Origin of the sequence: Halorubrum sp. CGM4_25_10-8A (assembly GCF_005435025.1) — an archaeon.
Lineage (GTDB): Archaea > Halobacteriota > Halobacteria > Halobacteriales > Haloferacaceae > Halorubrum > Halorubrum ezzemoulense.
The window spans coordinates 219,513-241,641 of record NZ_SGTX01000001.1; the positions used below are offsets into that span (position 1 = coordinate 219,513).

The 22,129-nt window shown below is 69.9% G+C and carries 24 protein-coding genes and 2 tRNA genes; 13 read left to right on the forward strand and 13 right to left on the reverse strand.

Annotated features, from left to right (window positions below; all coding sequences use genetic code 11):
- Positions 1 to 60 precede the first annotated feature (60 nt).
- Positions 61 to 1,548, reverse strand: coding sequence for an IMP dehydrogenase (guaB, locus tag EXE52_RS01085; protein WP_089307795.1), 1,488 nt, complete (start codon positions 1,546 to 1,548; stop codon positions 61 to 63).
- Positions 1,549 to 2,073: 525 nt separating this feature from the next.
- On the opposite strand from guaB, the gene EXE52_RS01095 reads away from it, so the two are divergent.
- The 4 genes from EXE52_RS01095 to EXE52_RS01105 all read left to right on the forward strand — a co-directional run bounded on the left by EXE52_RS01095 (position 2,074) and on the right by EXE52_RS01105 (position 4,458).
- Positions 2,074 to 3,090 carry a DUF5794 domain-containing protein gene (locus EXE52_RS01095; protein ID WP_089307796.1) on the forward strand — a complete coding sequence of 339 codons (1,017 nt, stop codon included), beginning with the start codon at positions 2,074 to 2,076 and terminating at the stop codon, positions 3,088 to 3,090.
- A gap of 109 nt (positions 3,091 to 3,199) precedes the next feature.
- The gene (locus EXE52_RS01100; RefSeq protein WP_049929945.1) at positions 3,200 to 3,424 is read left to right on the forward strand and encodes a DUF5795 family protein; all 225 of its coding nucleotides are present in this window, start codon (positions 3,200 to 3,202) and stop codon (positions 3,422 to 3,424) included.
- 118 nt (positions 3,425 to 3,542) lie between these two features.
- A tRNA-Trp gene (locus EXE52_RS18185) sits at positions 3,543 to 3,717 on the forward strand.
- Between the two features lie 111 nt (positions 3,718 to 3,828).
- A complete protein-coding gene (locus EXE52_RS01105) occupies positions 3,829 to 4,458 on the forward strand; it encodes a glycosyltransferase family 2 protein (RefSeq protein WP_049929946.1) in 630 nt (209 codons plus the stop codon).
- A gap of 216 nt (positions 4,459 to 4,674) precedes the next feature.
- Here the strand turns inward: EXE52_RS01105 and EXE52_RS01110 are convergent, their stop codons facing one another.
- Positions 4,675 to 4,875 (reverse strand): hypothetical protein, encoded by a 201-nt coding sequence (locus tag EXE52_RS01110; protein WP_049929948.1) that lies wholly within the window; start codon positions 4,873 to 4,875, stop codon positions 4,675 to 4,677.
- A 114-nt stretch (positions 4,876 to 4,989) separates the two neighbouring features.
- On the opposite strand from EXE52_RS01110, the gene EXE52_RS01115 reads away from it, so the two are divergent.
- A complete protein-coding gene (locus EXE52_RS01115) occupies positions 4,990 to 6,291 on the forward strand; it encodes a PQQ-binding-like beta-propeller repeat protein (RefSeq protein ID WP_089307797.1) in 1,302 nt (433 codons plus the stop codon).
- A gap of 35 nt (positions 6,292 to 6,326) precedes the next feature.
- On the opposite strand, the gene EXE52_RS01120 is transcribed toward EXE52_RS01115, so the two are convergent.
- The 5 genes from EXE52_RS01120 to EXE52_RS01145 all read right to left on the reverse strand — a co-directional run bounded on the left by EXE52_RS01120 (position 6,327) and on the right by EXE52_RS01145 (position 8,108).
- Positions 6,327 to 6,539 carry a helix-turn-helix transcriptional regulator gene (locus EXE52_RS01120; RefSeq protein ID WP_049929951.1) on the reverse strand — a complete coding sequence of 71 codons (213 nt, stop codon included), beginning with the start codon at positions 6,537 to 6,539 and terminating at the stop codon, positions 6,327 to 6,329.
- Positions 6,540 to 6,541: 2 nt separating this feature from the next.
- Positions 6,542 to 6,925 (reverse strand): hypothetical protein, encoded by a 384-nt coding sequence (locus EXE52_RS01125; protein ID WP_086215319.1) that lies wholly within the window; start codon positions 6,923 to 6,925, stop codon positions 6,542 to 6,544.
- Positions 6,926 to 7,249: 324 nt separating this feature from the next.
- Positions 7,250 to 7,447 (reverse strand): DUF5800 family protein, encoded by a 198-nt coding sequence (locus tag EXE52_RS01135; protein ID WP_086215320.1) that lies wholly within the window; start codon positions 7,445 to 7,447, stop codon positions 7,250 to 7,252.
- A 107-nt stretch (positions 7,448 to 7,554) separates the two neighbouring features.
- Entirely contained in the window at positions 7,555 to 7,812 is a 258-nt protein-coding gene (locus EXE52_RS01140; RefSeq protein ID WP_049929956.1) for a hypothetical protein, read from the reverse strand.
- 116 nt (positions 7,813 to 7,928) lie between these two features.
- Positions 7,929 to 8,108, reverse strand: a complete 180-nt coding sequence (locus EXE52_RS01145) for a DUF5786 family protein (protein WP_049929958.1) — start codon at positions 8,106 to 8,108, stop codon at positions 7,929 to 7,931.
- Between the two features lie 126 nt (positions 8,109 to 8,234).
- On the opposite strand from EXE52_RS01145, the gene EXE52_RS01150 reads away from it, so the two are divergent.
- Together EXE52_RS01150 and EXE52_RS01155 are read left to right on the forward strand one after the other, a co-directional pair.
- Positions 8,235 to 9,359: a polymer-forming cytoskeletal protein gene (locus EXE52_RS01150; protein WP_089307798.1), complete on the forward strand. Its 1,125-nt coding sequence runs from the start codon at positions 8,235 to 8,237 to the stop codon at positions 9,357 to 9,359.
- Between the two features lie 263 nt (positions 9,360 to 9,622).
- On the forward strand, positions 9,623 to 10,504 hold the full coding sequence (locus EXE52_RS01155; RefSeq protein WP_199237861.1) for a hypothetical protein: 882 nt from the start codon (positions 9,623 to 9,625) through the stop codon (positions 10,502 to 10,504).
- A gap of 56 nt (positions 10,505 to 10,560) precedes the next feature.
- Here EXE52_RS01155 and EXE52_RS01160 read toward each other — a convergent pair whose 3' ends face one another.
- Positions 10,561 to 11,331 (reverse strand): ribonuclease H-like domain-containing protein, encoded by a 771-nt coding sequence (locus EXE52_RS01160; RefSeq protein ID WP_089307800.1) that lies wholly within the window; start codon positions 11,329 to 11,331, stop codon positions 10,561 to 10,563.
- A gap of 145 nt (positions 11,332 to 11,476) precedes the next feature.
- On the opposite strand from EXE52_RS01160, the gene EXE52_RS01165 reads away from it, so the two are divergent.
- Both EXE52_RS01165 and EXE52_RS01170 read left to right on the forward strand, forming a co-directional pair.
- Complete coding sequence (locus EXE52_RS01165; RefSeq protein WP_089308091.1) at positions 11,477 to 12,190, forward strand: glycerophosphodiester phosphodiesterase; 714 nt, start codon at positions 11,477 to 11,479, stop codon at positions 12,188 to 12,190.
- 25 nt (positions 12,191 to 12,215) lie between these two features.
- Positions 12,216 to 12,944: an SOS response-associated peptidase gene (locus EXE52_RS01170; RefSeq protein WP_089307801.1), complete on the forward strand. Its 729-nt coding sequence runs from the start codon at positions 12,216 to 12,218 to the stop codon at positions 12,942 to 12,944.
- Between the two features lie 61 nt (positions 12,945 to 13,005).
- Here the strand turns inward: EXE52_RS01170 and EXE52_RS01175 are convergent, their stop codons facing one another.
- The 4 genes from EXE52_RS01175 to EXE52_RS01190 all read right to left on the reverse strand — a co-directional run bounded on the left by EXE52_RS01175 (position 13,006) and on the right by EXE52_RS01190 (position 17,571).
- A complete protein-coding gene (locus EXE52_RS01175; RefSeq protein ID WP_089307802.1) occupies positions 13,006 to 14,472 on the reverse strand; it encodes a small ribosomal subunit Rsm22 family protein in 1,467 nt (488 codons plus the stop codon).
- A 25-nt stretch (positions 14,473 to 14,497) separates the two neighbouring features.
- Positions 14,498 to 15,271 (reverse strand): prephenate dehydrogenase, encoded by a 774-nt coding sequence (locus tag EXE52_RS01180; RefSeq protein ID WP_086215328.1) that lies wholly within the window; start codon positions 15,269 to 15,271, stop codon positions 14,498 to 14,500.
- 182 nt (positions 15,272 to 15,453) lie between these two features.
- On the reverse strand, positions 15,454 to 16,791 hold the full coding sequence (locus EXE52_RS01185; protein WP_241988188.1) for an MFS transporter: 1,338 nt from the start codon (positions 16,789 to 16,791) through the stop codon (positions 15,454 to 15,456).
- 102 nt (positions 16,792 to 16,893) lie between these two features.
- The gene (locus EXE52_RS01190; RefSeq protein WP_089307803.1) at positions 16,894 to 17,571 is read right to left on the reverse strand and encodes a thioredoxin domain-containing protein; all 678 of its coding nucleotides are present in this window, start codon (positions 17,569 to 17,571) and stop codon (positions 16,894 to 16,896) included.
- 112 nt (positions 17,572 to 17,683) lie between these two features.
- Here EXE52_RS01190 and EXE52_RS01195 point away from each other — a divergent pair, with 112 nt between their 5' ends.
- Positions 17,684 to 18,055, forward strand: a complete 372-nt coding sequence (locus tag EXE52_RS01195) for a DUF5779 family protein (protein ID WP_049929972.1) — start codon at positions 17,684 to 17,686, stop codon at positions 18,053 to 18,055.
- A gap of 39 nt (positions 18,056 to 18,094) precedes the next feature.
- Here EXE52_RS01195 and EXE52_RS01200 read toward each other — a convergent pair whose 3' ends face one another.
- A complete protein-coding gene (locus EXE52_RS01200) occupies positions 18,095 to 19,711 on the reverse strand; it encodes a long-chain-fatty-acid--CoA ligase (RefSeq protein WP_089307804.1) in 1,617 nt (538 codons plus the stop codon).
- Between the two features lie 335 nt (positions 19,712 to 20,046).
- On the opposite strand from EXE52_RS01200, the gene EXE52_RS01205 reads away from it, so the two are divergent.
- The 3 genes from EXE52_RS01205 to EXE52_RS01215 all read left to right on the forward strand — a co-directional run bounded on the left by EXE52_RS01205 (position 20,047) and on the right by EXE52_RS01215 (position 22,080).
- Positions 20,047 to 20,121: transfer RNA gene (locus EXE52_RS01205), tRNA-Met, on the forward strand.
- A gap of 96 nt (positions 20,122 to 20,217) precedes the next feature.
- Positions 20,218 to 20,829, forward strand: coding sequence for a translation initiation factor IF-2 subunit beta (locus EXE52_RS01210; protein ID WP_049929975.1), 612 nt, complete (start codon positions 20,218 to 20,220; stop codon positions 20,827 to 20,829).
- 75 nt (positions 20,830 to 20,904) lie between these two features.
- On the forward strand, positions 20,905 to 22,080 hold the full coding sequence (locus tag EXE52_RS01215) for a Xaa-Pro peptidase family protein (protein ID WP_089307805.1): 1,176 nt from the start codon (positions 20,905 to 20,907) through the stop codon (positions 22,078 to 22,080).
- Positions 22,081 to 22,129 lie beyond the last annotated feature (49 nt).

Sequence of the window (22,129 nt, forward strand, 5' to 3'; positions counted from 1 at the left end):
AGCGCGACGCGGTGGGGCGCGACCCGACAGGGACCGCGCTCGGTCGGCGGTCGGTTCCGGTTACTCGTCCGGGCTGTAGTTGGGCGCCTCGTCCGTGATCATCACGTCGTGCGGGTGGCTCTCGCTCTGGCCCGCGGTCGAGACGCGGACGAACTCCGCGCGCTCGTGGAGGTCGGGGACGGTCTCCGCGCCGACGTACCCCATCCCGGAGCGCATCCCGCCCGTGAGCTGGTGGAGCTCGGAGGCGAGGCTCCCCTTGTACGGGGTCGCCGCCTCGACGCCCTCGGGGACGAACTCCTCGTCTTCGTCCTCCTCTTTGAGGTAGCGGTCGCCGCCGCCGGACTTCATCGCGCCGACCGACCCCATCCCGCGGTACTGCTTGTACTTCTTCCCCTGCATCGTGATGACGCGGCCGGGGGCCTCGTCGGTGCCGGCGAAGTACGAGCCGAGCATCACGGCGTCCGCGCCCGCCGCGATCGCCTTGATCGCGTCGCCGGAGTACCGGATCCCGCCGTCGGCGATCACGGGCACGTCGTGCTCGGCGGCGACGTCCGCGACCTCCGCGACCGCGGTCATCTGGGGCATGCCCGCGCCGCTGACGACGCGCGTGGTACAGATAGAGCCCGGTCCGATGCCGACCTTCAGCCCGTCGGCGAAGTCGACCGCGGCCTCGGCGGCCTCGCGCGTGCCGACGTTGCCGACGACCACGTCGGCGTCGACGGTCGCTTTGATCGCCTCCGCCGAGTCGAGCACGTTGAGGTTGTGGGCGTGCGCGCAGTCGATGAAGATGACGTCTACGCCGGCCTGATCCGCCGCGACGGCGCGCTCCTCCTCGAAGGGGCCGACGGCGACCCCGGCGAGCAGGCGCCCCCGGTCGTCGCGGGCGGCGTCCTCGTGTTCGCGGCGCTGGAGGATCCCCTGCATCGTCACCAGCCCGACGAGCCGCTCGTCGCCGTCGACGATGGGGACGCGCTCGATCTTATGATCGTACATCAGTTCGAGCGCCTCGCGCGCATCGACGTCGTCCGGGGCGGTGATCACCTCGTCGGTCATCGCCTCGCGGACGGCGTCGTCCTCGCCGACTTCGAGGTAGGGCCGGATGTCGGTTCCGGAGATGATACCGAGGACCGTGTCGTCGTCGGCGACGACCGGCGCGCCGGAGACGCCCTGCCGCTCCATCACCTCGTCGGCCTCGCGGACGGTGTCGTCGGGCGAGACTGTGACGACGTTCTCGCGGCGGATGACGAGCTCGTGCGCGCGCTTGACGCGCTCGACCTCGGCGGCCGTCTCCTCGGCGGTCATGTTGCGGTGCAGGACGCCGAGGCCGCCTTCGCGGGCCATCGCGATCGCGAGGTCGCTCTCGGTGACGGTGTCCATCGCCGCCGACAGCACGGGGACGGTGAGTTCGACGTGCTTCGACACGCGCGTCGTCAGGTCCGCGTCGTCGGGCTCGACCCGACTCTCTTTCGGACGGAGGAGCACGTCGTCGAACGTCAGCGCTTCCGGGACATCGAGCTTCGCCGAGAATCGGCCAGAATCTGTCGCCATATAATCCGTCATGAACGGCCGATGAAAAGCGTTGCGAGACGGCACGGACGTGGTTGTTGCTCACATTCGAATACCTATTATATACATGATCATGGCTATCAATCGGCCGAGACGCGATCGGTTCGAGAACGATTGAGTCCGTTCGGCCCGTCGAAGCCGCTCTGCGTCCGGAGTGAGAGCCGGCGCCGAGAGATGATCGGAGAAGCCCCGAAAGCGGCGACGGTTCCTCGTCGGAGCCACGCGTTCACCGTGGATACGTCGTGTCATGCGGACGCGTCTCACACAACCTTTAACGCGACCGAAACACGTATATCTGGTATGGACTCCGACAGTCCCGTGAACGCGCGTATCGCCGGCCAGTCGAACGCCGACCTCGGCGTCCGCTTCACAGCCGGCAATCCGCGCAAACCCTTTACATGGGCTCGTCGGACCTCCCGCGGCGTGGACTCCGCGTGCTGGTCCCCGGACCACTGCGAGTCGCACGCGTCCCACCGCCACCCCGACGGTCAGGGCTATCGTCCCTAAATGAGCACGTCACGTCACCCGGTCGCCCTGCGATTAGAACAGCAGGTCGGGAGCGCGACGAAGTTGCTCGCGACCGTGATGGTCCTGCCGCTCATCGACGGCATCTTCCCCGCCCTCGTCGTCGCCGGCGTCCTCGGATCGGCCACCGGCGTCGTCGAGACCGGTATCCTGATCTTCGGCGGCTCCGCGACCGCTGCGGTGATCCTCGCGGAGATGGACGGGACCCGTCGGGAGATGGTCGCGTCCGTGCTACTGATCGGCGCGGTGATCATCCCGGTCGCCGCCGTCGAGGCGGCCCTCGCGCCAACTCTCCAGGAGCTGCTCAACCTGCCCGTCTTCGAGCGGTTCGCCGGGCTTGTCATCCTGACGATCGCCGCGAAGACCGCTAGCTCGGAAATCGGCGAATACCTGCCGAGCCCGGGCGTGATCATCGGACTCGGCCTCGTCGCGAGCTTCGAGCCGTCGGGGTTCGCCCTGCGGACTTCGACCGAGTACGTCGTCAACGGCACCGCGGCCGCCGCCGTGGGCGTGGCGTTCGCGCTGTCGATCGCGCTGCTGTCGCCGCACCTCCGCGGCCGCGTCGACATCGATCGGTTCCGGTTCGGCTCCGCGGTCGCGCTGGGCGTGCTCGCGCTGCCGATCCTGCTCGGCCCGTTCGACCTCATGCAGACGGAGGCGCCCGTCGCGCTCGCGGTGCTCGCGGTGACGACCCTGTTCGCGTACGACCCGAACTCGGAGGGAGAGGAGGGCGCCGCCGGGGACGACGAGGCGCCCGACGACGACGCGCCGGACGGTCGCGTCGACGGCGCGGACAAGTCGGACGCCGACCCCGCCGACGCCGACGAAGAGTCGGAGGAAGCGCCGAGCGAACCGCCGCTCGACGCGCCGCCTGAGGGGCCCTCCCCGATCGTCGACGACGACGTCGCCGTCCTCGCGAACGGCGGCGAGAGCCGGGACGCCGACGACGACGGGGCGGACCCGTTCACCGACGACGACTCCCGCGCGCCGTGGCTGTAAGCCCGGCGTAGCCGGCGACCGACATATCCGATTTCTGCCCCGGATCGCACGGCTCCGTGATCGCCCCGCGTGTCGCCGGGGTTTAGGTACTCGACCCCGAACGGACGGTATGTCGAACCGCGTCGTTCAGGGGCGGATGGTGACGCCCGAGAAGCTCGCAGAGCTGATCGAAGGAGAGTCCGTGCTGGAGGCCGAATCGATCGCGGACGCCGACCGCGACTGCCCGGAGTGCGGCGGGGACGTCATCTCGGTCGGGTACATGCCGAGCGTGACCGAGTTCGTCACCGGGTACAAGTGCCAAGACTGCGACTGGAGCGACGACGACCGAGAGTAACGCCGGTCGGATCGCCGCCGTGTCGCGCGCGTTCGCTCGCCGCCGCCGCGTCGTCGGATCGTCCGTGATCGAAACCCCTTTATCCGCGTTTCGGCAACGGTCGAATGCGAGATCACGCGGGGCTGTGGCCAAGCCAGGCATGGCGACTGACTCCAGAGGCTTGCGCCCGGGACGACACTCCAGACTGATATACCGAGCGGCCGACTGATCATCGGTCGCGTTGACGACCCTCTGGAGTTCCGAGGCGCACCGGAGATATCAGTCGATCGGGGGTTCAAATCCCTCCGGCCCCATACTCTTGCTTCAGAGGTCCCAATCGGCGGACTACAGTAGCTCGGTGAGTGCGTGCTTGGGAGCCGGCGTATACACGTTACATATAGGAGCAGGTGTTGGCAATATAGCTCATGGACGATGTCACCGTTGTCGTTCCGGCCTACGACGAGGCGGGTCGGATAGGGCCGGTCGTTCGTGATCTCGTCGACGAGTATGCCGTGCTGGTCGTGGACGACGGCTCGACGGACGCCACGGCGGCGGAGGCCGAGGACGCGGGAGCGGACGTCGTTCGACAGCCGGAGAACGCGGGCTATATCCGCGCGCTGAAACGCGGGTTCCGAGAGGCGACGTCCGAGATCGTCGTCACGTTCGACGCCGACGGCGAACACCGTCCCGAAGACGTCGACCGTCTCGTTCGACCGGTCAGAGACGGCAAGTTGGATCTGGTTCTCGGTGCCAGATCGACCATTCCGCGCCCCTCGGAACGGCTACTCAACGAACTGGCGCGGTTGAAGATCGACGTGCGGGACTCGGGTACGGGGTTCCGCGCGCTCCGTCGCGAACTGGCCGTGTCGCTCGATCTCGACACGGCCTGTACCTGTGGGACGTTCGTGTTAGAGGCGGCCGCCAACGGGGCGAGGATCGGAGAGGTTCCCGCAGAGACGCGCTCGATTCAGAAACCGCGCGGGATCGCTTGGAAACACGGCAGACAGCTCTTCCACGTGCTGCGGTACCTGATGCTTGCCCCACGTCGGTCGTAGGCGCTGGACGCAGTCGCGATACGTATCGGGGACGTTGTGTCTGGATCCCTACGCGTCGACGAACGGGTTCGAGAGCTTCTCGCCCCCCCCCCTTGTGGGCGCCGTGGTGCCTGTCCCCGACGGCGGATCGCGCTCACCGAGGCCGACGGGAGTGATCGGTCGAGACGGCTTCGACGGGTATCGACCGCGTCTCGCGAAGCGTCGGCAAAGTTCCGGTCAGCGGCGAGCCACGATCCGCCCGGCGAGCAAGCCGACGAGCGCGATCATGCCCGCCATCGCGAGGTAGATCGCCAGTCCGATCGCCTCGCCGTTCGCCCCGTTCAGGCCCGCCAGTCCTAGGAACACGACGGCGATGACGGCGTGAAGCGTGAACACGCCAGACGGGACGTTCGCGCCGAGATCGAATCCGAGGTCCATACCCTCGCTTCGGCCACCGTCGGAAAAAGTCGTCCGGTCGGACGCGCGCCATCGACGCGCTCGCCGCCGACGGGGCCGCCACACTAAAGCGACACCGACCCGAGGGCTAGCCCGATGACCGACGCCCGCTCCCGACGCGAGTGGCTCGCCGCGGTCGGCGCAGCGACGACCACCGCCGCGGCCGGCTGTGCCTCGCTCGACAACCCGCCCGTGGACGGGCCCCGCGAGGCCCCGGACGTAGACCCCGGCGCGGGGGACGCGACGCGACAGACGATACCTCCGGGCGTGGCGCAGTTCCGCGGCTCGCTGGAGCGGTGGGGGTACTACCCGGACGAGACGGTGGCCGACGCGGTCGAAGAGGCGTGGCGGATCCCGGCGGTCAATACCGGCGACCACAGCGCGGCGAAGGCGAGCGCGGTGCCGACCCCGGACGGCGGCGTCGTCCTCCCGGGCGACACGGGGGACCTCCTCGCGATAACGACCGACGGGGACGTTCGCTGGCGCGGCGAGACCGATGCGGGAGGGCGCGGGATCCACGGGACGCCCGCGGTCGCGGACGGTCGCGCCTACGTAGGCGCGTACGACGGCGTCCTCTACGCGTTCGCGCTCGACTCCGGCGACCTGGAGTGGTCGACCGACCTCGGCGGCTCGATCGGGTCGAGCCCGCTGTACCTCGACGGGGAGCTGTACGTCTCGGTCGAGTTTCCAAACCCCGAAGGGCGGCTGTTCGCGGTCGACGCGGCGACGGGGGACGTGACGTGGGAGGAGCCCGACCACCGTCCCACCGACCACCCCCACTCCTCGCCCGCGATCTCGCTCGCCGCCGGCCGGATGGTGTGCGGGTCGAACGACGGCTACTGCTACTGTTGGAGCTTCCCGGAGCTGGAGTTCCAGTGGCGCTTCGCGACCGACCCGCCCGCGTCCAACGACGGCGAGATCAAGGGCCCGATCGCGACGTACGACGGCGCCGCCTTCTTCGGCTCGTGGGACTTCAACGTGTACCGCGTGGACCTGGAGACGGGCGAGGAGGACTGGCGCTTCGAGACGGGCGACCTCTCGATGACGGGGCCCGCGATCGACCCCGAGCGCGACGTGGTGTACATGGGCAGTCACGACGACCACCTGTACGCGCTCGACGCGGCGACGGGGGACGTGGAGTGGCGCTTCCGGACCGGCCGCCCGCTCACCGGCTGCGCGACGGTCGCCGGCGACCGCGTGCTGACGGGGTCGAAGGACGGCACGCTCTACGCGCTGGAGGCCGACTCCGGTGACGAGGTGTGGCGCGTCGACCACGAGGGCTGGATCACCAGCGCGCCACGCGTCGTCGACGGGGAGATTTACTACGCCGAGCGCGCGCCCGACCCGGAGGGGGGAGACACCGACGGCGGCGGGTACAAGCTCGTCGCCGCGGAGTGAGCGGCGTGGCTGCGGTGGAGGACCGCCGAGACCGCTCACGGCCGCGGTCGATCGGGTAGCTCGAACACCTCCTCGATTCGGGCGTCGAACTCTCGCGCGATCCGCCACGCGAGCTCCAGGGAGGGGTTGTACTCACCCTTCTCGACGTAGAGGACCGTCTGCCGGGTCACGTCGACGCGGTCGGCGAGTTCGGCCTGCGTCAACCCCGCTTCTTCGCGGAGCTCCCGGATACGCGTCTCGAACTCCACGGTCACGCCTCCACGCCCCGCCGTCGGACCCAAGCCCGCGTGCCGTGGGCGACGGAGGAGACGCAGATCGCGACGGCGGCCCACACCACCACGACGCGGGCCTGCGCGTAGGCGGTCGCCGCGACGCCGGCGAGTCCGCCCGTCGCCTCCAGAGCGGACCCGAGGAGGAAGACGGCGAGCGCGGCCCCGAACAGCAGCATCACGGCGCGGCTCGCGGCGGTCCGCGTGATCTCGCGGGTGCGCTCGTCGATCGGCGTGTGACCGACGCGGTCGGCGAGCGTCCGGCTGACCGGGAAGAACGCGACGAACAGCACCGCGCCGCCCGCGATGAGCGGGGCCGATTCGCGGGCCAGTCCGAGGTTGAGGGTCAGTACCGTCACGAGCATGTGAACGGCTCGTCCGATGCGGTATCGCGTCTGAGGTCGCATGGAGTGGTCACCTCTAGATGTAAATTCGATCTAACGTTATATATTTCTTACTCTACTAACCGGCGCGAGACCCGTTCCTCGCGAGGATTGCGTCAAATATCGGGCAGCGGGCCGTCGGTAAGGAGATCACGAGCCCGCTATCGACGGCGGGGGCTGTCGTGGCCCAGCCCGCAAGGCAGGTCATACTCGAAGGAACCAGCGGTGAGATGGAACCTGCGAACTCCCGAAGACGTGGACCTACCCCTCAGTGAGGAAAGCCCACGAGTGTAGTCGTGGGAGAAGTCACAACACATCGCCGATCCGGACCGGTTCGCCGTCGAGTTCCGGGTCCTCGGCGACGATCGTCAGGACCTCGTGGTCGGTGACGTCCCGGTACGACTTCCCGGTGGCCTCCTCGATCAGCGTCTTCTCCAGTTCGAACTCGGTCCCCTCGTAGACGACGTCGACCCCGCGGTCGGTGAACGTCAGTTCGGTACGCATGCGCTCAGATACTCGACGAGAGGGGATAAGCGGCACGAACACAGGGAGTCGGCGGTTTCGAGGTGTATCACGAGACCTGCCCGCGGCGGGTCGGCCGTGGGTCCGGGTCAGATCGCGTTACAGGCGGTGTCGTGGCCGGACTCGCAGAGTCGTTCGAGCGTCTCGCAGGCCTGTTCGTTCCCGTTCGCGCAGAGGCGGCGAGCGAGCGCGACCGTCGCGGCCGAAGTGGAATCGGCGCTCGCGTCCTCGCCGTCGCTATCTTCCGAGTCGGCGGCGGCGAGCCGATCGGGACCGCGCGTCCGTTTCCGGCGGTTGCTCCGCGTCGAACGGCTAGATCGGTTCGATAGTTTGTGCCTCCGTGGCATAGAGTAACACACGCCGCGGAAACAGATAAATCCGAATCAGGTGTGCGAACTGTACGCACATCGGCCACGGCCGGTCGGCGGCGAGTCGCGTCGAAGCGTGACAGGAGAGGGGCAGTTCAGTCGTCGTCCTCGTCGCGCATCTCGGAGAGGCGGCCGACGAGGTCGTCGGTGTCGGCGTCGCCCTCGATGGAGACCTCACCGTCGTGGTCGTTCTCGTGGACGTTCACCGCGTCGTCCTCGTCGGTATCGACGTCCTGGTCCTTCTGTTCGCTCTCGTCGTACGATCCGAATCCCATACCTGTCCGTTTGGCGGCGCACTGAAAAGCACCGCGACCGCGATCCCGTGCGAGAGCGATTCACTCGCGTCCGACGTTCGTCCGACGCCCCGTACCGTTTATACGCGCGGGGCGACTGCTCCCGGTGTGTCGCTGCGAGGAGGCGGCCCGATAGAGGAGCTCGCGATCCCCTCGGGGACGACCGTCGAGGAGCACGACGTCGTCGTCGACGGCGACGTGCTCGTGGGCGGCCAGTCGACCGTCGAGCTCGGCGTCCGCGGCCGCAACGTCGCGATCGGCGAGCGCGTCAGCGTCGGCGACGACATCGAGGCCGAGGGAGACTGCCGGCTCGACACCTGGTGTTCCGTCGACGGCAACGTGTTGGTCGGCGAGGACGCGTACCTCGGCGAGCGGGTCACCGTCACCGGGCGCCTGATGGTGTCGGGCGACCTCGACATCGGTGACGACGTGACGATCGAGGAGGGGTTCGAGGCCAACGGCTGGATCGTCATCCGCAACCCGGTGCCGACGATCGTCTTCTACTTCATCGTCCTCTCGCAGCTGCTGCGCGTCGGCGAGACCGACGCGGCCGACGAACTTGCCGAGGCGCTCGCCGACGGCGACGACGTCCGCGACCCACTCTTGATCCCGCGGAGCACCGAGATCGCCGACGACGCGTGGCGCGTGTCGACGCCGGCGACCGTGGGCGACGACTGCCGGCTCCACGGCAACCTCCGCGCGGCGTCGATCCGCGTCGGGGAGCGCAACGAGGTGTTCGGCTCGCTGCGCGCCCGCGAGGACATCACCGTGGGCGCGGAGACGGTCATTCACGGCGACGTGACGACCCGGGGCGGAACCGTGACCGTCGAGGCCGGCGCGCGCGTCCTCGGCGACGTCTCCGCCGGCGACCTCGTGGTGTACGACGGCGCGGAGATACAGGGCACGCTCAGGGCGCGCGGCGAGATGAAGTTGGTACAGCGGACGGGCCCCGAGACCGAGGCGGACGAAGTCGAGGAAGGGGGAGGAGCCGAAGCCGGAGGGTCAGACGGAGTCGACAGCGAGGAGCCGGACGGAGTCGACAGTGAGGAGTCGGACGGAGTCGGAGATGACGACGCCGATCCGGGCGACGGGACCGAGAACGAGACGACGGAGTCCGCGCGCGAGGACGACGCCCCCGAGACAGACGGCGAGTCCGACGCCGAGGGGACCGCAGCGGTGACCGCCGACGCCGGGGCGGCGACGGAGGCGGTCGAGTCAGAGAACGACTCCTGACCGGGAGAGAACGTCTTCGGCCAGTACCCGCCGATCCCAGAACAGCTGTATCGAAGCCTGAAGAGACACATTAACGCAGATGAGCCGCCAGTTCGGCGGACGTTTAACCCGATTTTAGCCGTTTTAATTTCACAAATTATCTGAACGGACACAAGGCACTTACAACGGCCGCCGAAACGGCCGAGTGCGACATGAGCCGATCACTGACGGCGACCCGCCGCGCGACGCTGGCGGGGCTGGGCGCGATCGTCGCATCGGGAAGCGTGACAAGCGTAGCCGCGGCCGCGGAGAGGGACTGGACCGTCGAGGCGACAGAGACGGACAGCACGCTTCACGACGTGGTGTCGGCGAACGCCGGTCGCTTCGCGGTCGGGGGCGGCGGCGTGCTCACCGCGCCCGCCGAGGAGGGTTGGCTGACGCTCCGCGACGGCGGCCCGACCGGAAACGGGAACAACCTCTACGGCGCGTCGGTCACCGACGACGGCGAGCGCGTCTGGTTCGTCGGCGCGAGCGGCGCCATCGGCGAGTACATCCCCGCGACGGACACGCTCGTTGACCGCTCCGCGCCGATGGACAACACGAACAACTACAACGACGTCGCGGTCACCGGCGCCGCCGGCGAGGCGAACGTGTACGTCGCCGGCGACTCGGGGAAGATCTACTACAGCTTCGAGAACGGCGCGACGGGGACGTGGGACTACGTCACGCCCGGGAGCGGCTCGGCGCTCCCCGCGATCGACTTCCACGCCCCCCGAGGCGGACACGCGATCGATACGAACGGGCGCGTGTTCGCCACCGACGACGGCGTCACGTGGAACGCGATCGGCATCGAAGACGCGAACGTGACGTTCTACGGCCTCGACAGCGACGCCCCCGACGACGTCGCCGTCTCCGGCGGCAACGGGACGCTCCTGACGTACGACGGCGCGAACTGGACGCCCGACGCCCTCGGCGACGCCGACCTCGTCGACGTCGAGACCGACGGCGAGGCCGGCTACGTCGTCGGCAGCGGCGGGGTGGTTCAGGAGTCGACCGCCGACGACCGGATCGTCCTCGACACGCCGACCGGCGAGAACCTGAACGCGGTCGACGTCGACGGCGACGCGGTCGTCGTCGGATCCAGCGGCACCGTCCTGCGTCGGTAACGGCCTCGGCGACGGCCACTCGATCGGTCCATACCCGCCGAGCTATCGGATCCCCCTCAGTCGCCGTCTCCGTCCGGGGCGGCGACGAACACTTCATCGTCGAGGGCCTCGCAGACCGCGTCTGCGAGCGCCCGGAGGTTCACGGTGTCCTCGCGGTTGTACGAGACGAGCGTCTCCAGCGCTTCCTCGTCGCCGCGCTCGTACTCACGCCAGAGGCGCACCGCGTCGCGGCCGGAGATGTCCGGGCGGTCGCGGTCGATCCCGAGTTCCTTCTCGATCGGTTTCAACCCGCCCGAGAGGCCGATCCGCTTGGCCGGGTACATCAGGTCGAGGTGGGGCGTGTCGATTTCGACGTCGAAGGATGTTTCGAGGAAGGGGACGTCGAAGCGCGCGCCGTTGAACGTCGCGAGCAGGCTCGCGTCCGCGAACTGCTCCCGGAGCCGGCGCGCGGTGAGGTCCTCGCCCGCGACGAGCGTCGTCGTCTCGCCGCCCTGATGGAAGCTGACCGTCGTCACGCGGTCGCGGCGCTCGTCGAGGCCGGTGGTCTCGATGTCAAAGAAGCAGGTCTCCTCGCGGAAGTTCTCGTAGAGCCGCCAGCGCTCGCCGGAGGGGAACTCGCGGTCGAAGTAGGTCGCGTCGCCGTCGTCGAGCCGCGTCAGCGCCTCCGCGATGAACGACTCGATCCGGTCCGCGGTCGTCGTCCCGACGCCCGCGACGTCGACCCCGGGGTCGAACGCCTCCCACGTGGTGACGCCCCGCCCCCAGAGGCGTCGTTCGGTCGTCTCGCCCACCCCCTCGACGGGGATGAAGCTGTTCTCGATGCGCATGTCCGTTCCGGCGCGACGCGTAGCTAAAAAGCCGACGGGAGCGGGCGGGCGGCCCCGACCGACGAAGAGCTAACACGGTCCGGGCCCGAGGGCCGTGCGTGATCGAGCGAGCGAACCGACGGGAGGGCGAGGCGCGAGCGCCGCGATGACACGGACAGACCCAGACGATGTCACGCTGATCGGGCATCGCGCCTGCGCCGACCAGTACCCGGAGAACACGGTCGGAGCGATCGAGCGCGCGTCACCGCGCGTCGACGCCGTCGAGCTCGACGTGCGACGGTGTGCGAGCGGCGAACTCGTCGTCGTCCACGACGCGGATCTCGGCCGACTGACCGACGCGTCCGGACCCGTCGCGGATGCCGACTGGAGCGAACTCCGCGAACTGACGGTCCTCGGCTCCGAGGAGTCGATCCCGCGGCTCGACGGCGCGCTCGACGCCGCGCCCGACGACCTCACCGTCAACGTCGAGGTCAAGGAGCCGGCCGTCGCGGGCGACGCGCTCGACGCGGCCCGGCGGGCGGCGAACGAAGTACTGTTCTCGTCGTTTCACCCTCGGGCGCTCGCGGCGCTGCGGGACCGCGACCCCGAGACTGCGCGCGCGCTGCTCGTCGCGGGCGGGGACGCCGAGCGCGCGGTCGAGGCGGCGACCGACCTCGGCTGCGTCGCGGTCCACCCCCCGATCGACGTCGCGACCGAGCCGGGGTTCGTCGATGCGGTACACGAGGCCGGGCTGCGGGTGAACGCGTGGACCGCGACAGACCGCGACGAGGTCGAGCGGCTCCTCGGAGCCGGCGTCGACGGGATCATCGCCGACCGGTGGGACCTGCTCCCGGAGCCGGGGCGGTCGTCGCGGGACTAAGTAGCTCCCGCTCCAACGCGACGATATGTGCGGCCGCTACACCCTCTTCACCCCCACCGCCGACCTCGAAGCGCGGTTCGACGCCGACTTCGGCGACCGTGAGCCGAGCTACAACTGCGCGCCTGGGCAGTCGCTACCGGTGATCGCGGACCGGGATCCCGGCAAGACGACCCGGATGGAGTGGGGGCTGACCCCGTCGTGGGCGGACGAGTCGTTCGACCTCATCAACGCCCGCGCGGAGACCGTGCGGGAGAAGCGGAGCTTCGCCGACGCCTTCGAGCGCCGGCGCTGTCTCGTCCCCGCCGACGGCTTCTACGAGTGGGTCGGCGGCGACCGCGGCGGCGGGAAGACCCCCTACCGCGTCGCGTTCGACGACGACCGCCCGTTCGCGATGGCGGGGATCTACGAGCGGTGGGAGCCGCCGACGCCGGAGACGACCCAAACGGGGCTCGGCGCATTCGGCGGCGGGGCTGAGGGCGGCGAGACGGGCGACGAACCGGACGCGGTCGAGACGTTCTCGATCGTCACCACCGAGCCGAACGACCTCGTGGCTGACCTCCACCACCGGATGGCGGTGATACTCGACCCCGACGCGGGCGAGGAGGAGACGTGGCTCCACGGGGGCCCCGACGAGGCCGCAGCGCTGCTCGACCCGTACCCGAGCGACGACCTCACCGCGCACCCGGTGTCGACGCGGGTGAACTCGCCGAGCGTCGACGCGCCCGACCTGATCGAACCGGTGGCCAGCGACTGAACCGTACGCCAACGGCTGAGCCGGAGCGGTCCGGCTCGTCGGACCCGGCGCCCGCGACCGCTCAGGGCGCGACGAGGTCGACCACCGTCTCGTCGTCGACGACGACGTTGTACGCGCCCTCGTCCTCGTTCCAGAGGACGAGCCCGTTCTCGACGAAGACCACCGACCCGTAGTCGGCCTCGCGGAGGTCGCGGTTCAGCGCGGTCTCGCGGGTACAGACGAGGTAGTGGTCGGTCGCCTGCGAGCCGTCGCCGACACGGTAGAGCGCGTTGTCCCCCTCGCTCAGGTCGTGGCTCAGCTTCACCGCAAGCAGGTTCACCCGGTCGGTGACGTGGCGCTCGGACTCGGCCATGCGCGCGCACCGCTCCGCGCTCGCCTCGATGTCGACCCGTCGCCGCCCGTCGGGGCGGAGTATCGAGTAAGCGAACTGGACATCGACGTTGACGAACTCGCCCGGCTCGTCGGTCTCGCCGCGCGCCGTCGCCTCGTCGAGCCGGCGCTGGAAGGGCGGGACCGCGAGGTCCGGGGCCACGTCGAACGACCACCCCGGATCGCTCGGGACCGCGTCGGGCCACAGTCGGAGCGCCGGCGAGTACATTTCGGCGTCGCGTCCCGGGCCGGCGCCGTCCCCGTCGCACGCGACGAGCGCCCGTTCGACCCGCCGGAGCCCGACCGCGGTGTTCCGGTCGGCGGGCGCGAACGCCACGAGGCTCCCGTCGGGCGCGAGCGCGTCGAGGGCGGCGTCGGCGACCGTGACCGGGTCGGCGAGCTCCGAGAGCACGTTACCGAATATCACGATGTCGAAGGGGTCGTCGGTCGCTGCGGCGGGCGATTCGCCCTCGTCGAGACCGAGGAACGCCTCGGCCGTCGCCTCGTGGAGCGTCGTCCGGAAGTTGCGGCCGGTCTCCTCCAAGAGCCGGTCGAGCACGTCGGTCGCGGCGCTCGGCTCGACGGCGTGGTACTCGACGATCGCGTCGTCGGGGAGGTAGTCGTGGAGGCCGAGCGCGGGGCCGCCCACGCCGGCTCCCACGTCGAGGACGCGGAGCGTCCGGTCGAGCAGGCCGTTCTCGGTCAGGTCGTCGAGGACGTGGCCGACCGTGGCGTAGTACGCGGGGAGGTGGTAGATCGCGTAGCCGAGCGCCGCGACGCGGTCGTACTCGACCTCGTTCTCGTAGAGGTAGTCCGTCTTCAGCTGGCGGACCCGCTCGCGGAGCTCGTCGCCGGACTCGCCGCGGTGCCAGTTGGCGCCGTACTCGCGGACGAGCAGGTCCTCAACCGCGAACGCGTACGCCTCCGGAAGCGCCTCCGGGGCCCAGCCCGGTGGGTCGACGGGCGACTCCTCGACGGGGACGAACGCCCCGTCTTCGCGCTCGCGGAGCCGGAGGTCGAACGCCTCCTCGCGGAGCGTCTCGCGGACGACCGCCGGGTGCGGCGTCCCCTCGATGTACTCGGCGATCTCCTCGGGGTCGATCGGTCTGACGTTGCGCAGGTAGTTCGCGTTGTTCCGGACCGCGGTTCTGTCGATCATGGTTTCTCGTCTGCTTCGCGTCGGCTCACTCCAGCCGGTCTCGCCCCTCGCGGTCGCCGCGGGCGCGCTCGTAGAGGGCGGCGAACGCCTCGTCGTCGGCCGCCGCGATCTCTGCCGCGGCGTCGGCCACCCCGTCCGCGCCGTCGAAGGCGCGCTGAATCTCCGCGTACACCGCGGGCGAGCCCTCGGTGACCGTGTCGGCGACCTCCTCCAGCGCGGCCGACACCGGCGTGTGGAACTCCTCGCGGACCGGGTCCGCGGCGAGCCGCCACGCGAGCACCGCGGCGTGCGCGCCCGCTTGGACCGTCTCCATCGCCGCATCGTGTTCGTCCGCGGTCGTCTCGAACACGTCGTTGCCCCCCGCCTGGACCGAGTCGGTGAGCCCGTCGACCGTCGGGCCGCCCTCGTCGACGACGACCGCGACGTTCCCCGGAACGCGCGGCGGGGCAAACAGCGGGTGGTAGCTCGCGCGTTCGAGGCCGGGGGCGTGCTCGCGCATCGCCGCGAGCGCGTCGGTCATCTCGCCGGAGACGTCGACGATCGCCCGCTCCGCGCGGGGCGCGTACGCCTCGACCGCCGCGGGGACCGCCGACATCGGCACCGCGAGGCAGACGGCGTCGTGGGCGGTGTCCCCGTCGGCGGCGACCGCTCTCGCGTCGCGGTCCGCGGCGGCGTCGGCCGCGACGGCCGGGTCGCGGTCGGCGAACGCGACGGTCGCGTCGACCGGCGCGGCGTCGGCCGAGACGGTGTCGGCGACCCAGCGACCGATCTCGCCGGCGCCGACCACGAGGAGGTCCATCGGTTACGCGAACGGAGGTGACGCGCCGGTTAAAAGGACTCGCCTCGAAGCGGGCGAGGGATCGGACGCGCCGGAGGCTTAGACGCGACGGAGGCTCGGACGCGACGGAGATTGGGGCGCGGTGGGATCCGACTCGGCAGGACTCCCGACGCGACGCTCCGGGCCGGGGGGGTCGGTCGGTCTCACCCCTCCGCGCCGAGTCGACCGATCACGCCCGCGCCGGGCGAGAGAGACCGGACCGCCGGGAGCAGCGCGAGCGCGATGGCCAGTTCCAGTCCGCCGACCGCGAGGAACGCGGGCGTGTACCCGAACGCGCCCGTGGCGCTCCCGCCGACGAGGAAACCGGCGAGGAAGCCGAGCGAGCCGAACACGTTGAACAGCCCCATCGCCGCGCCCCGCACTTCCGGCTCGACGAGGTCGGTGACGAGCGCCATCGTCGCCGGGGCCATCAGCGCGCCGCAGACGCCGACGAGGACCATCAGCGCCGCGGCGATTGGGTACGCGGGCGCCACGCCGACGCCGACCGTTGCGACGCCGTACGCGAGCGACCCGGCCACCACAGGGAGGAAGCGGCCGATCCGGTCCGAGAGCGCGCCGAACGGCGACTGGAGGAGCGCGAACGGGACGAAGAAGAGCGCGAGGGTCGCGCCCGCGCCGGCCGCTGACAGCCCGAACGTCGCCGGGTCCTGGAAGTAGTAGACGCCGACCAAAGCGAAGAAGCCCGCCGTCAGTCGGTCGACGAAGCCGAACGCGAGCGGGACGAGGAGGCCGGGCGTCGTCCGGGCGCGGGCGAGCACGTCCCGGAAGCCGCCCCCGTCGGTCTCACTCGCCGAGTCGCTCGCCCCCGAGTCGCTCGCCTCCGAGTTGTTCGCGGCCGCGGTCCTCCTTCGGTCGTCGACCGTCGCCGCCAACAGCCCCGCCGCCGCCAGCACGACCGCCCCGGCGTACACCGGGTACAGCGCGCCGAGGCCAGCGAGCGAACCGCCGACGACGGAGCCGACCGCGGCACCGAGGCCGATGGCGAACCCGGCGGTCCCCATGTTCCGGCCGTTGCCGCCGCGAAGGTCCATCAACAGCGTGATCGACAGCGAGAACGCGCCGATAGTGAGGGCGCCCCCGACGACCCTGACGAGGAGCGCGGCCCCGAAGCCGAGCCCGAGTCCCGGCAGCGACGCGAGCGCGACGTAGGAGGCCGCGCCGCCGAGCGCGCCGGTGACGATCAGCGGAACTCGCGTCCCGAGCGCGTCCGAGAGCGCGCCCCAGACGACCGCGAACGTCACGAACGCGCCGAACTCCGCGACGAGGAACCACATCCCGGCGTCGATGCCGGCCGGGGCGCCGAGCGCGACGACGAGGTCCGGCACGCCCGGGTAGAGGAGGACCTGCGAGATCAGCACCGCGAGGACGACCGCGCCGAGCCGGCGGCGGTCGGTCGCGTCGGCCGCGGCTCCGGCGGTGTCGATCTCGGCCGCGCGGTCGCCGCCGGCCGCGGTCGCGGCGGAGGAATCGCCGTCGCTCATCTGCGGGTACGACGGGACGAACGGGCAAAAGACCGACGCTCCGCAGAGTATCGGCCGGAGAGTCCCCTCACGACTCGGGTCCGGTCGGGGCCGTCACGCGCCTCAGAGTTCGGCGTCGATCGCCGCGGCGACCGTCTCGGCGGCGTACCCGCCCTCTACCGGCTCGCCGTTCACGAAGATCGTCGGCGTCCCCTCGACGCCCATCGACGAGCCCTCCGACCTGTCGTCCTGCGTAGCCGCCTCGTACGTGGAGAACTCCGCGTCGGACAACACCGCACAAGGGTCCGCGCCGGCGGTCTCGGCGGCGGCCCCGAGCGCCTCGCCGCTGTAGTTTCCCTGCGACTCGTAGGCCGCCTTCGCGAACTCGAAGAACGCCTCGTCGTCGTGACGGATCCCGACCCCGCGGGCCGCGCTGGCGACCGGGACAGCCCACCGCTCGTTGACCGGGATCGGGAAATCCCAGTGCTCGTAGCGGACCCGTCCGGGGTCGACGTACTCCTCTCGGATCGTCGGGAAGTGGTCGAGGTTGTACGTCGCGCAGTGCCCGCAGGTGAAGTCCTCGAACGCCCGGACGACCACGTCCGCGTCCGGGTCCCCGAGCGTCGGCCGGTAGTCGAGGTTGGGGTCCGTCGGCTCAGAGAGCGAGCAGTCGTACGACCCCGTGTCGAGGCTGAGTTCGCCGCCGTTTCCGTCGCCGCCTCCGCCGCCGAGACAGCCGGCGACACCGACGACGCCGGCCGTGGCCCCGGCCGCGAGCAGGGACCGCCGCGTACGTTCCATGCCTATCGCTGGGGTCGGTGCGTACTTAACCACTCCGCGACCGGACGGCGGCTCGGAGCGGAGACGCGGCGCGCGTCCGAACGTTTTTGCCGCCGCCTGTCGACGACCACGTATGAGCGACTGGGACCTCGACCTGCGGGACGCCGAGGAGAAGATGGACGAGGCGTTCGCGGCGGCCGGCGACGTCGTCCTCGGCGTGCTGGACGGCACGACCGACCCGGAGGAGTGGGTCCGCAGCGTCGACTACGGGAACACGCTGGTGCTGTCGATCGAGGGCGACCTCAACGAGCTCGCCGCCCCCTTCGCGCGCGACGTGAAGGAGATGGACGGCGAGCTGATGCACTTCCGCGGCTTCCTCGTGGTGACTCCTCCGGGCGTCAGCATCGACACGGACCGACTGGGCGACTCCGGCGGCGCCGAGGCGGAGACCGGCGAAGCGGACGACGCCGACGAAGCAGAGCCGAAAGGCGTCGAAGAGGTCTGAACGGTTTCTTTTCTCGTACGACCGCGGGAGAGGCGCCGGTTATCCCTCGCCGACCATCCGGTCCTCCTCGTCCCACTCGCGCTCGCGCAGTTCGTACTTCTGGATCTTGCCGGTCGCGGTGGTCGGGAGTTCGGCGACGAACTCCACCTCGCCCGGCGTCTTGTAGTCCGCGACGCGCTCGCGGACGAACGTCTTCAGCTCCTCGGGCGTCGCGCCCGCGTCGTCGGGGTCACCGCCCTCGGGGACGACGAAGGCCTTCGGGGTCTCGCCCCACCGCTCGTCGGGCGCGGGGATCACGGCCACGTCGGAGACGACGTCGTGCTCGAAGAGTGTGTCCTCCAGTTCGATCGAGGAGATGTTCTCCCCGCCGGAGATGATGATGTCCTTCTTGCGGTCCTGTATCGAGACGAACCCGTCCTCGTCGACGACGGCCAGATCGCCCATGTGGTAGTACCCCTCCAACCGCTCGGAGAACGCCTCATCGGTGGCCTCGGGCTTGTTCCAGTAGCGGTCCATCACTTGATTACCGCGGACGACGATCTCGCCGATCGTCTCGCCGTCCGCGGCCACGTCCTCACCGTTCTCGTCGACGACGCGTACGTCGGTGCCGAGGTAGCCGATCCCCTGCGTCTTCTTCACGGCGAAGCGGTCGTCCGAGTCCGCCTCGAAGTGGCGCTTCGCGTCGGAGGTGGTGATCAGCGGCCCCGTCTCGGTCGCGCCGTACACGTGTTTGAGATCCCAGCCGAACTCCTCCTCGACGGTGCGGATCGTCGCCTCCGGCGGCGCCGCGCCCGCGGTGGCGACCCGCACGTCGTTGTCGCCGGCCGTCGCGCCGCCGTGTTCGGCGTGGTGGTCGCCGAGCATGTTGAGGACGGTCGGCGCCGCACAGAAGTACGACACGTCCTCGCTCCGGATCCGGTCGAACGTCTCGGCGACGTCGACCCCGCGGGTACAGACGTGGCGAGCGCCGGCCCCGGTGATCGCGTAGATGTGGCCCCAGCCGTTGACGTGGAACATCGGTAGCGTCCAGAGGTACACGTCGTCGTCCGTTATTTCCTGATGGATGGAGATGAGGTACGCGTGGAGCGTCTCGGCCCGGTGGGTCCGACACACGCCCTTCGGGTCGCCGGTGGTGCCGGAGGTGTAGTTGATCGTGATCACGTCGTCCTCGTCCATTGCCGGCCGTTCGTAGGCGTCCGGGTCCGCGTCGTCGAGCGCCGCGTCGAACGACTCCCAGTCGCCTTCGACCGCGTCGGCGTCGTTCGTGAGGAACGTCTCCGTGGGCACCTCGTCGCGGATCGCCTCGACGTTCGGGGCGTACTCGGCGTCGGCGTAGATGGCGTCGACTCCGGCGTCGGAGAGCATGTACGAGAAGTCGTCCGGCGTAAGCCGGTAGTTCAGCGGGGCGTGGATCGCCCCGACCTGCATCGCGCCGTAGGCGGCCTCCAAGTGGTAGTGCGTGTTCGGGTCCAACACCGCGACCCGGTCGCCCTTCTCGATCCCGCGCGCCTGAAGCGCGGCGGAGAAGCGGTCGGCGCGGTCGCCGAGTTCGGCGTACGTGTACCGCGTCCCGTCGACCGCGAGGACGGCCTCCTCGTCGGCGTAGTGGCGTCGCGCCCGGTCCAGAAAGTCCGTCGTCAACAGCGGCTTGTACATCGTCTATCACTATCTATGATGTGTGAAATTGTTTGCGGCCGACGCAATGGAGGGGCGGTCCCGGGATCATTTTTACGCTCGGCCGCGGACCGTCGGGAAGTGATCGACGGGTCCGTCGGATCGGTGTTCAGCGATGGATATGCGGTTCTCGCGCTGCGAGTACGGATCAGGGCCATCGCGGCGCGAGCGGAGGACGGCGAAGCCGCGAGCGAGGAGTGATCGAACGTCCCCGCGGCACCGATTCGGGGGAACGCGAACGGCGCAGACGCGTGGACGAATCGCACACCGGCGGCGGGATCAGAACCCTTAACAGTCACACGCGATTGTGCTACGATAGCGGGATGGGATAGCCAGGAGATTCCGCCGGGCTCATAACCCGGAGATCGGTAGTTCAAATCTACCTCCCGCTACTTCTGGCCGACTGCCACTCTCCTAGTACCGGGTCCATTCCGGGCCGCCGCTCCGAACCCGGAAGCGATTTCCGTCGCGCTGTCGTTCCACCGCGTATGGATTACGAATCGAGCCTCGACCGCGCGATGGAGGAGGTGCCGGACCTCGGCGGCTCCGACGAGCGGCTGTCGGTACCCGACCCCGAAACGCAGAAGGACGGGGCGTTCACGCGACTGACGAACCTCTCCGCGATCGCCGACGCGCTGAGCCGCGACCCCGAACACGTCCACTCGAAGATACAGCAGGAGCTCGGGACGGCCGGGCAGTACGAGGACGGCCGCGCGCGCTACAGCGGGAACTTCCGCGAGCGCGACTTCCAAGCCGCGATCGACTCGTACATCGAGTCGTTCGTCACCTGCTCGGAGTGCGGCCTCCCCGACACGCGACTGGAGACCGAGAACCGGACGCCGATGCTCCGCTGTGAGGCCTGCGGGGCCTTCCGACCGGTGGCGAAGCAGAACACCTCCGACACCCAGCGGCAGGAGGACGCCGTCGAGTCGGGCAACACCTACGAGCTCGAGATCGTCGGCACCGGCCGCAAGGGCGACGGGGTCGCCGAGCGCGGCGAGTACACCATCTTCGTCCCCGGCGCGCAGGAGGGCGAGACCGTGACCGCCTACATCAAGAACGTCTCCGGCAACCTCGCCTTCGCTCGCCGCGAGAGCTGAGCCGGCGCCGAAGACGCCCGTACTTCGCGTTCCGCTACCCGACTTTTTATGCGCGCGTTCGCACATCCCTGAGCCATGGCCACGCGACTTCCCGAGTCGGCCTTCGACGACCGGCTCGCCGCCGTCCGAGACCGGCTCGCCGACACCGACGCCGACGCCGCGACGTGGGTCGGCGCGACGGCGATAGAGTACCTCACCGGCTTCCACCACATCCAGACGGAGCGGCCGGTCGTCCTCGCGGTCACCGACGACCGCGTCGAGATAACCGTTCCGAGGCTGGAGGTCGAGCGCGTCGAGCCCAACCCGCGGATCGACGCCGTCCACCACTACTTCGACTATCCCGGTGGCGAGCCCGTCTCGGTCGCCGTCGAGATGCTGCGCGACCTCGGCGCCGAGACGATAGCCGCCGACGCCGACGGCCCGCCGGGCGTGATGGGGTACGAGGGGCCCGCGTTTTCCGACTCGGTCGACGTCAGGGCCCAAGCGTGGGTCGACCGGATGCGCTGGGCGAAGTCCGACGCAGAGGTCGACCTGATTCGCGAGTCCGCGAAGTGGGCGAACCTCGGCCACCGCTACCTCGCCGACTTCTCCGAACCGGGCGCGCACCCGGCGACCGTCTCGCAGCGCGCGTCCACGGAGGCGTCGCGCGCTATGCTCGACGCGCTCGGCGACGCCTACAGCGTCCGCGTCCGCGGCGACGGGCCGGTCCACGCGGGCTACATCTCCGGCGAGGAGACCGCGCTCCCGCACGGGCACACCCCGAACGAGCGGCTCTCCGAGGGCGACGTGCTCGTTACGGGCGCGACCGCGAACGTCGACGGCTACCGCTCGGAGTTAGAACGGACGATGTTCGTCGGCGATTACACCGACGAACAGGAGCACTACTTCGAGCTCATGCTGGAAGCGCAGACGCTCGCGATCGACGCCTTGGGTCCCGGCGTCCCGGTGGCCGAGGTCGATCGGGTCGTCTGGGACTACCTCGAGGAACAGGGCGTGACCGACCTGGCGCAACACCACGTCGGCCACAACATCGGGCTCGGCGCCCACGAGCCGCCGTACATCGACCGCGGCTGGGACGAGCGCTACGACGGCGACGACGCCGTGATGGCGCCCGGCCACGTGTACACGATCGAGCCCGGGCTGTACACCGACGAGTACGGCTACCGACACTCCGACACGGTGGCGATCACCGAGTCGGGGACCGAGCGGCTCACGAACTTCCCGCGCGACATCGACTCGAACGTCGTCTGAGGGTCGTTCAAACGCCTTGGCCGGGGTGACCGGGCCCGCTCGAGACCGT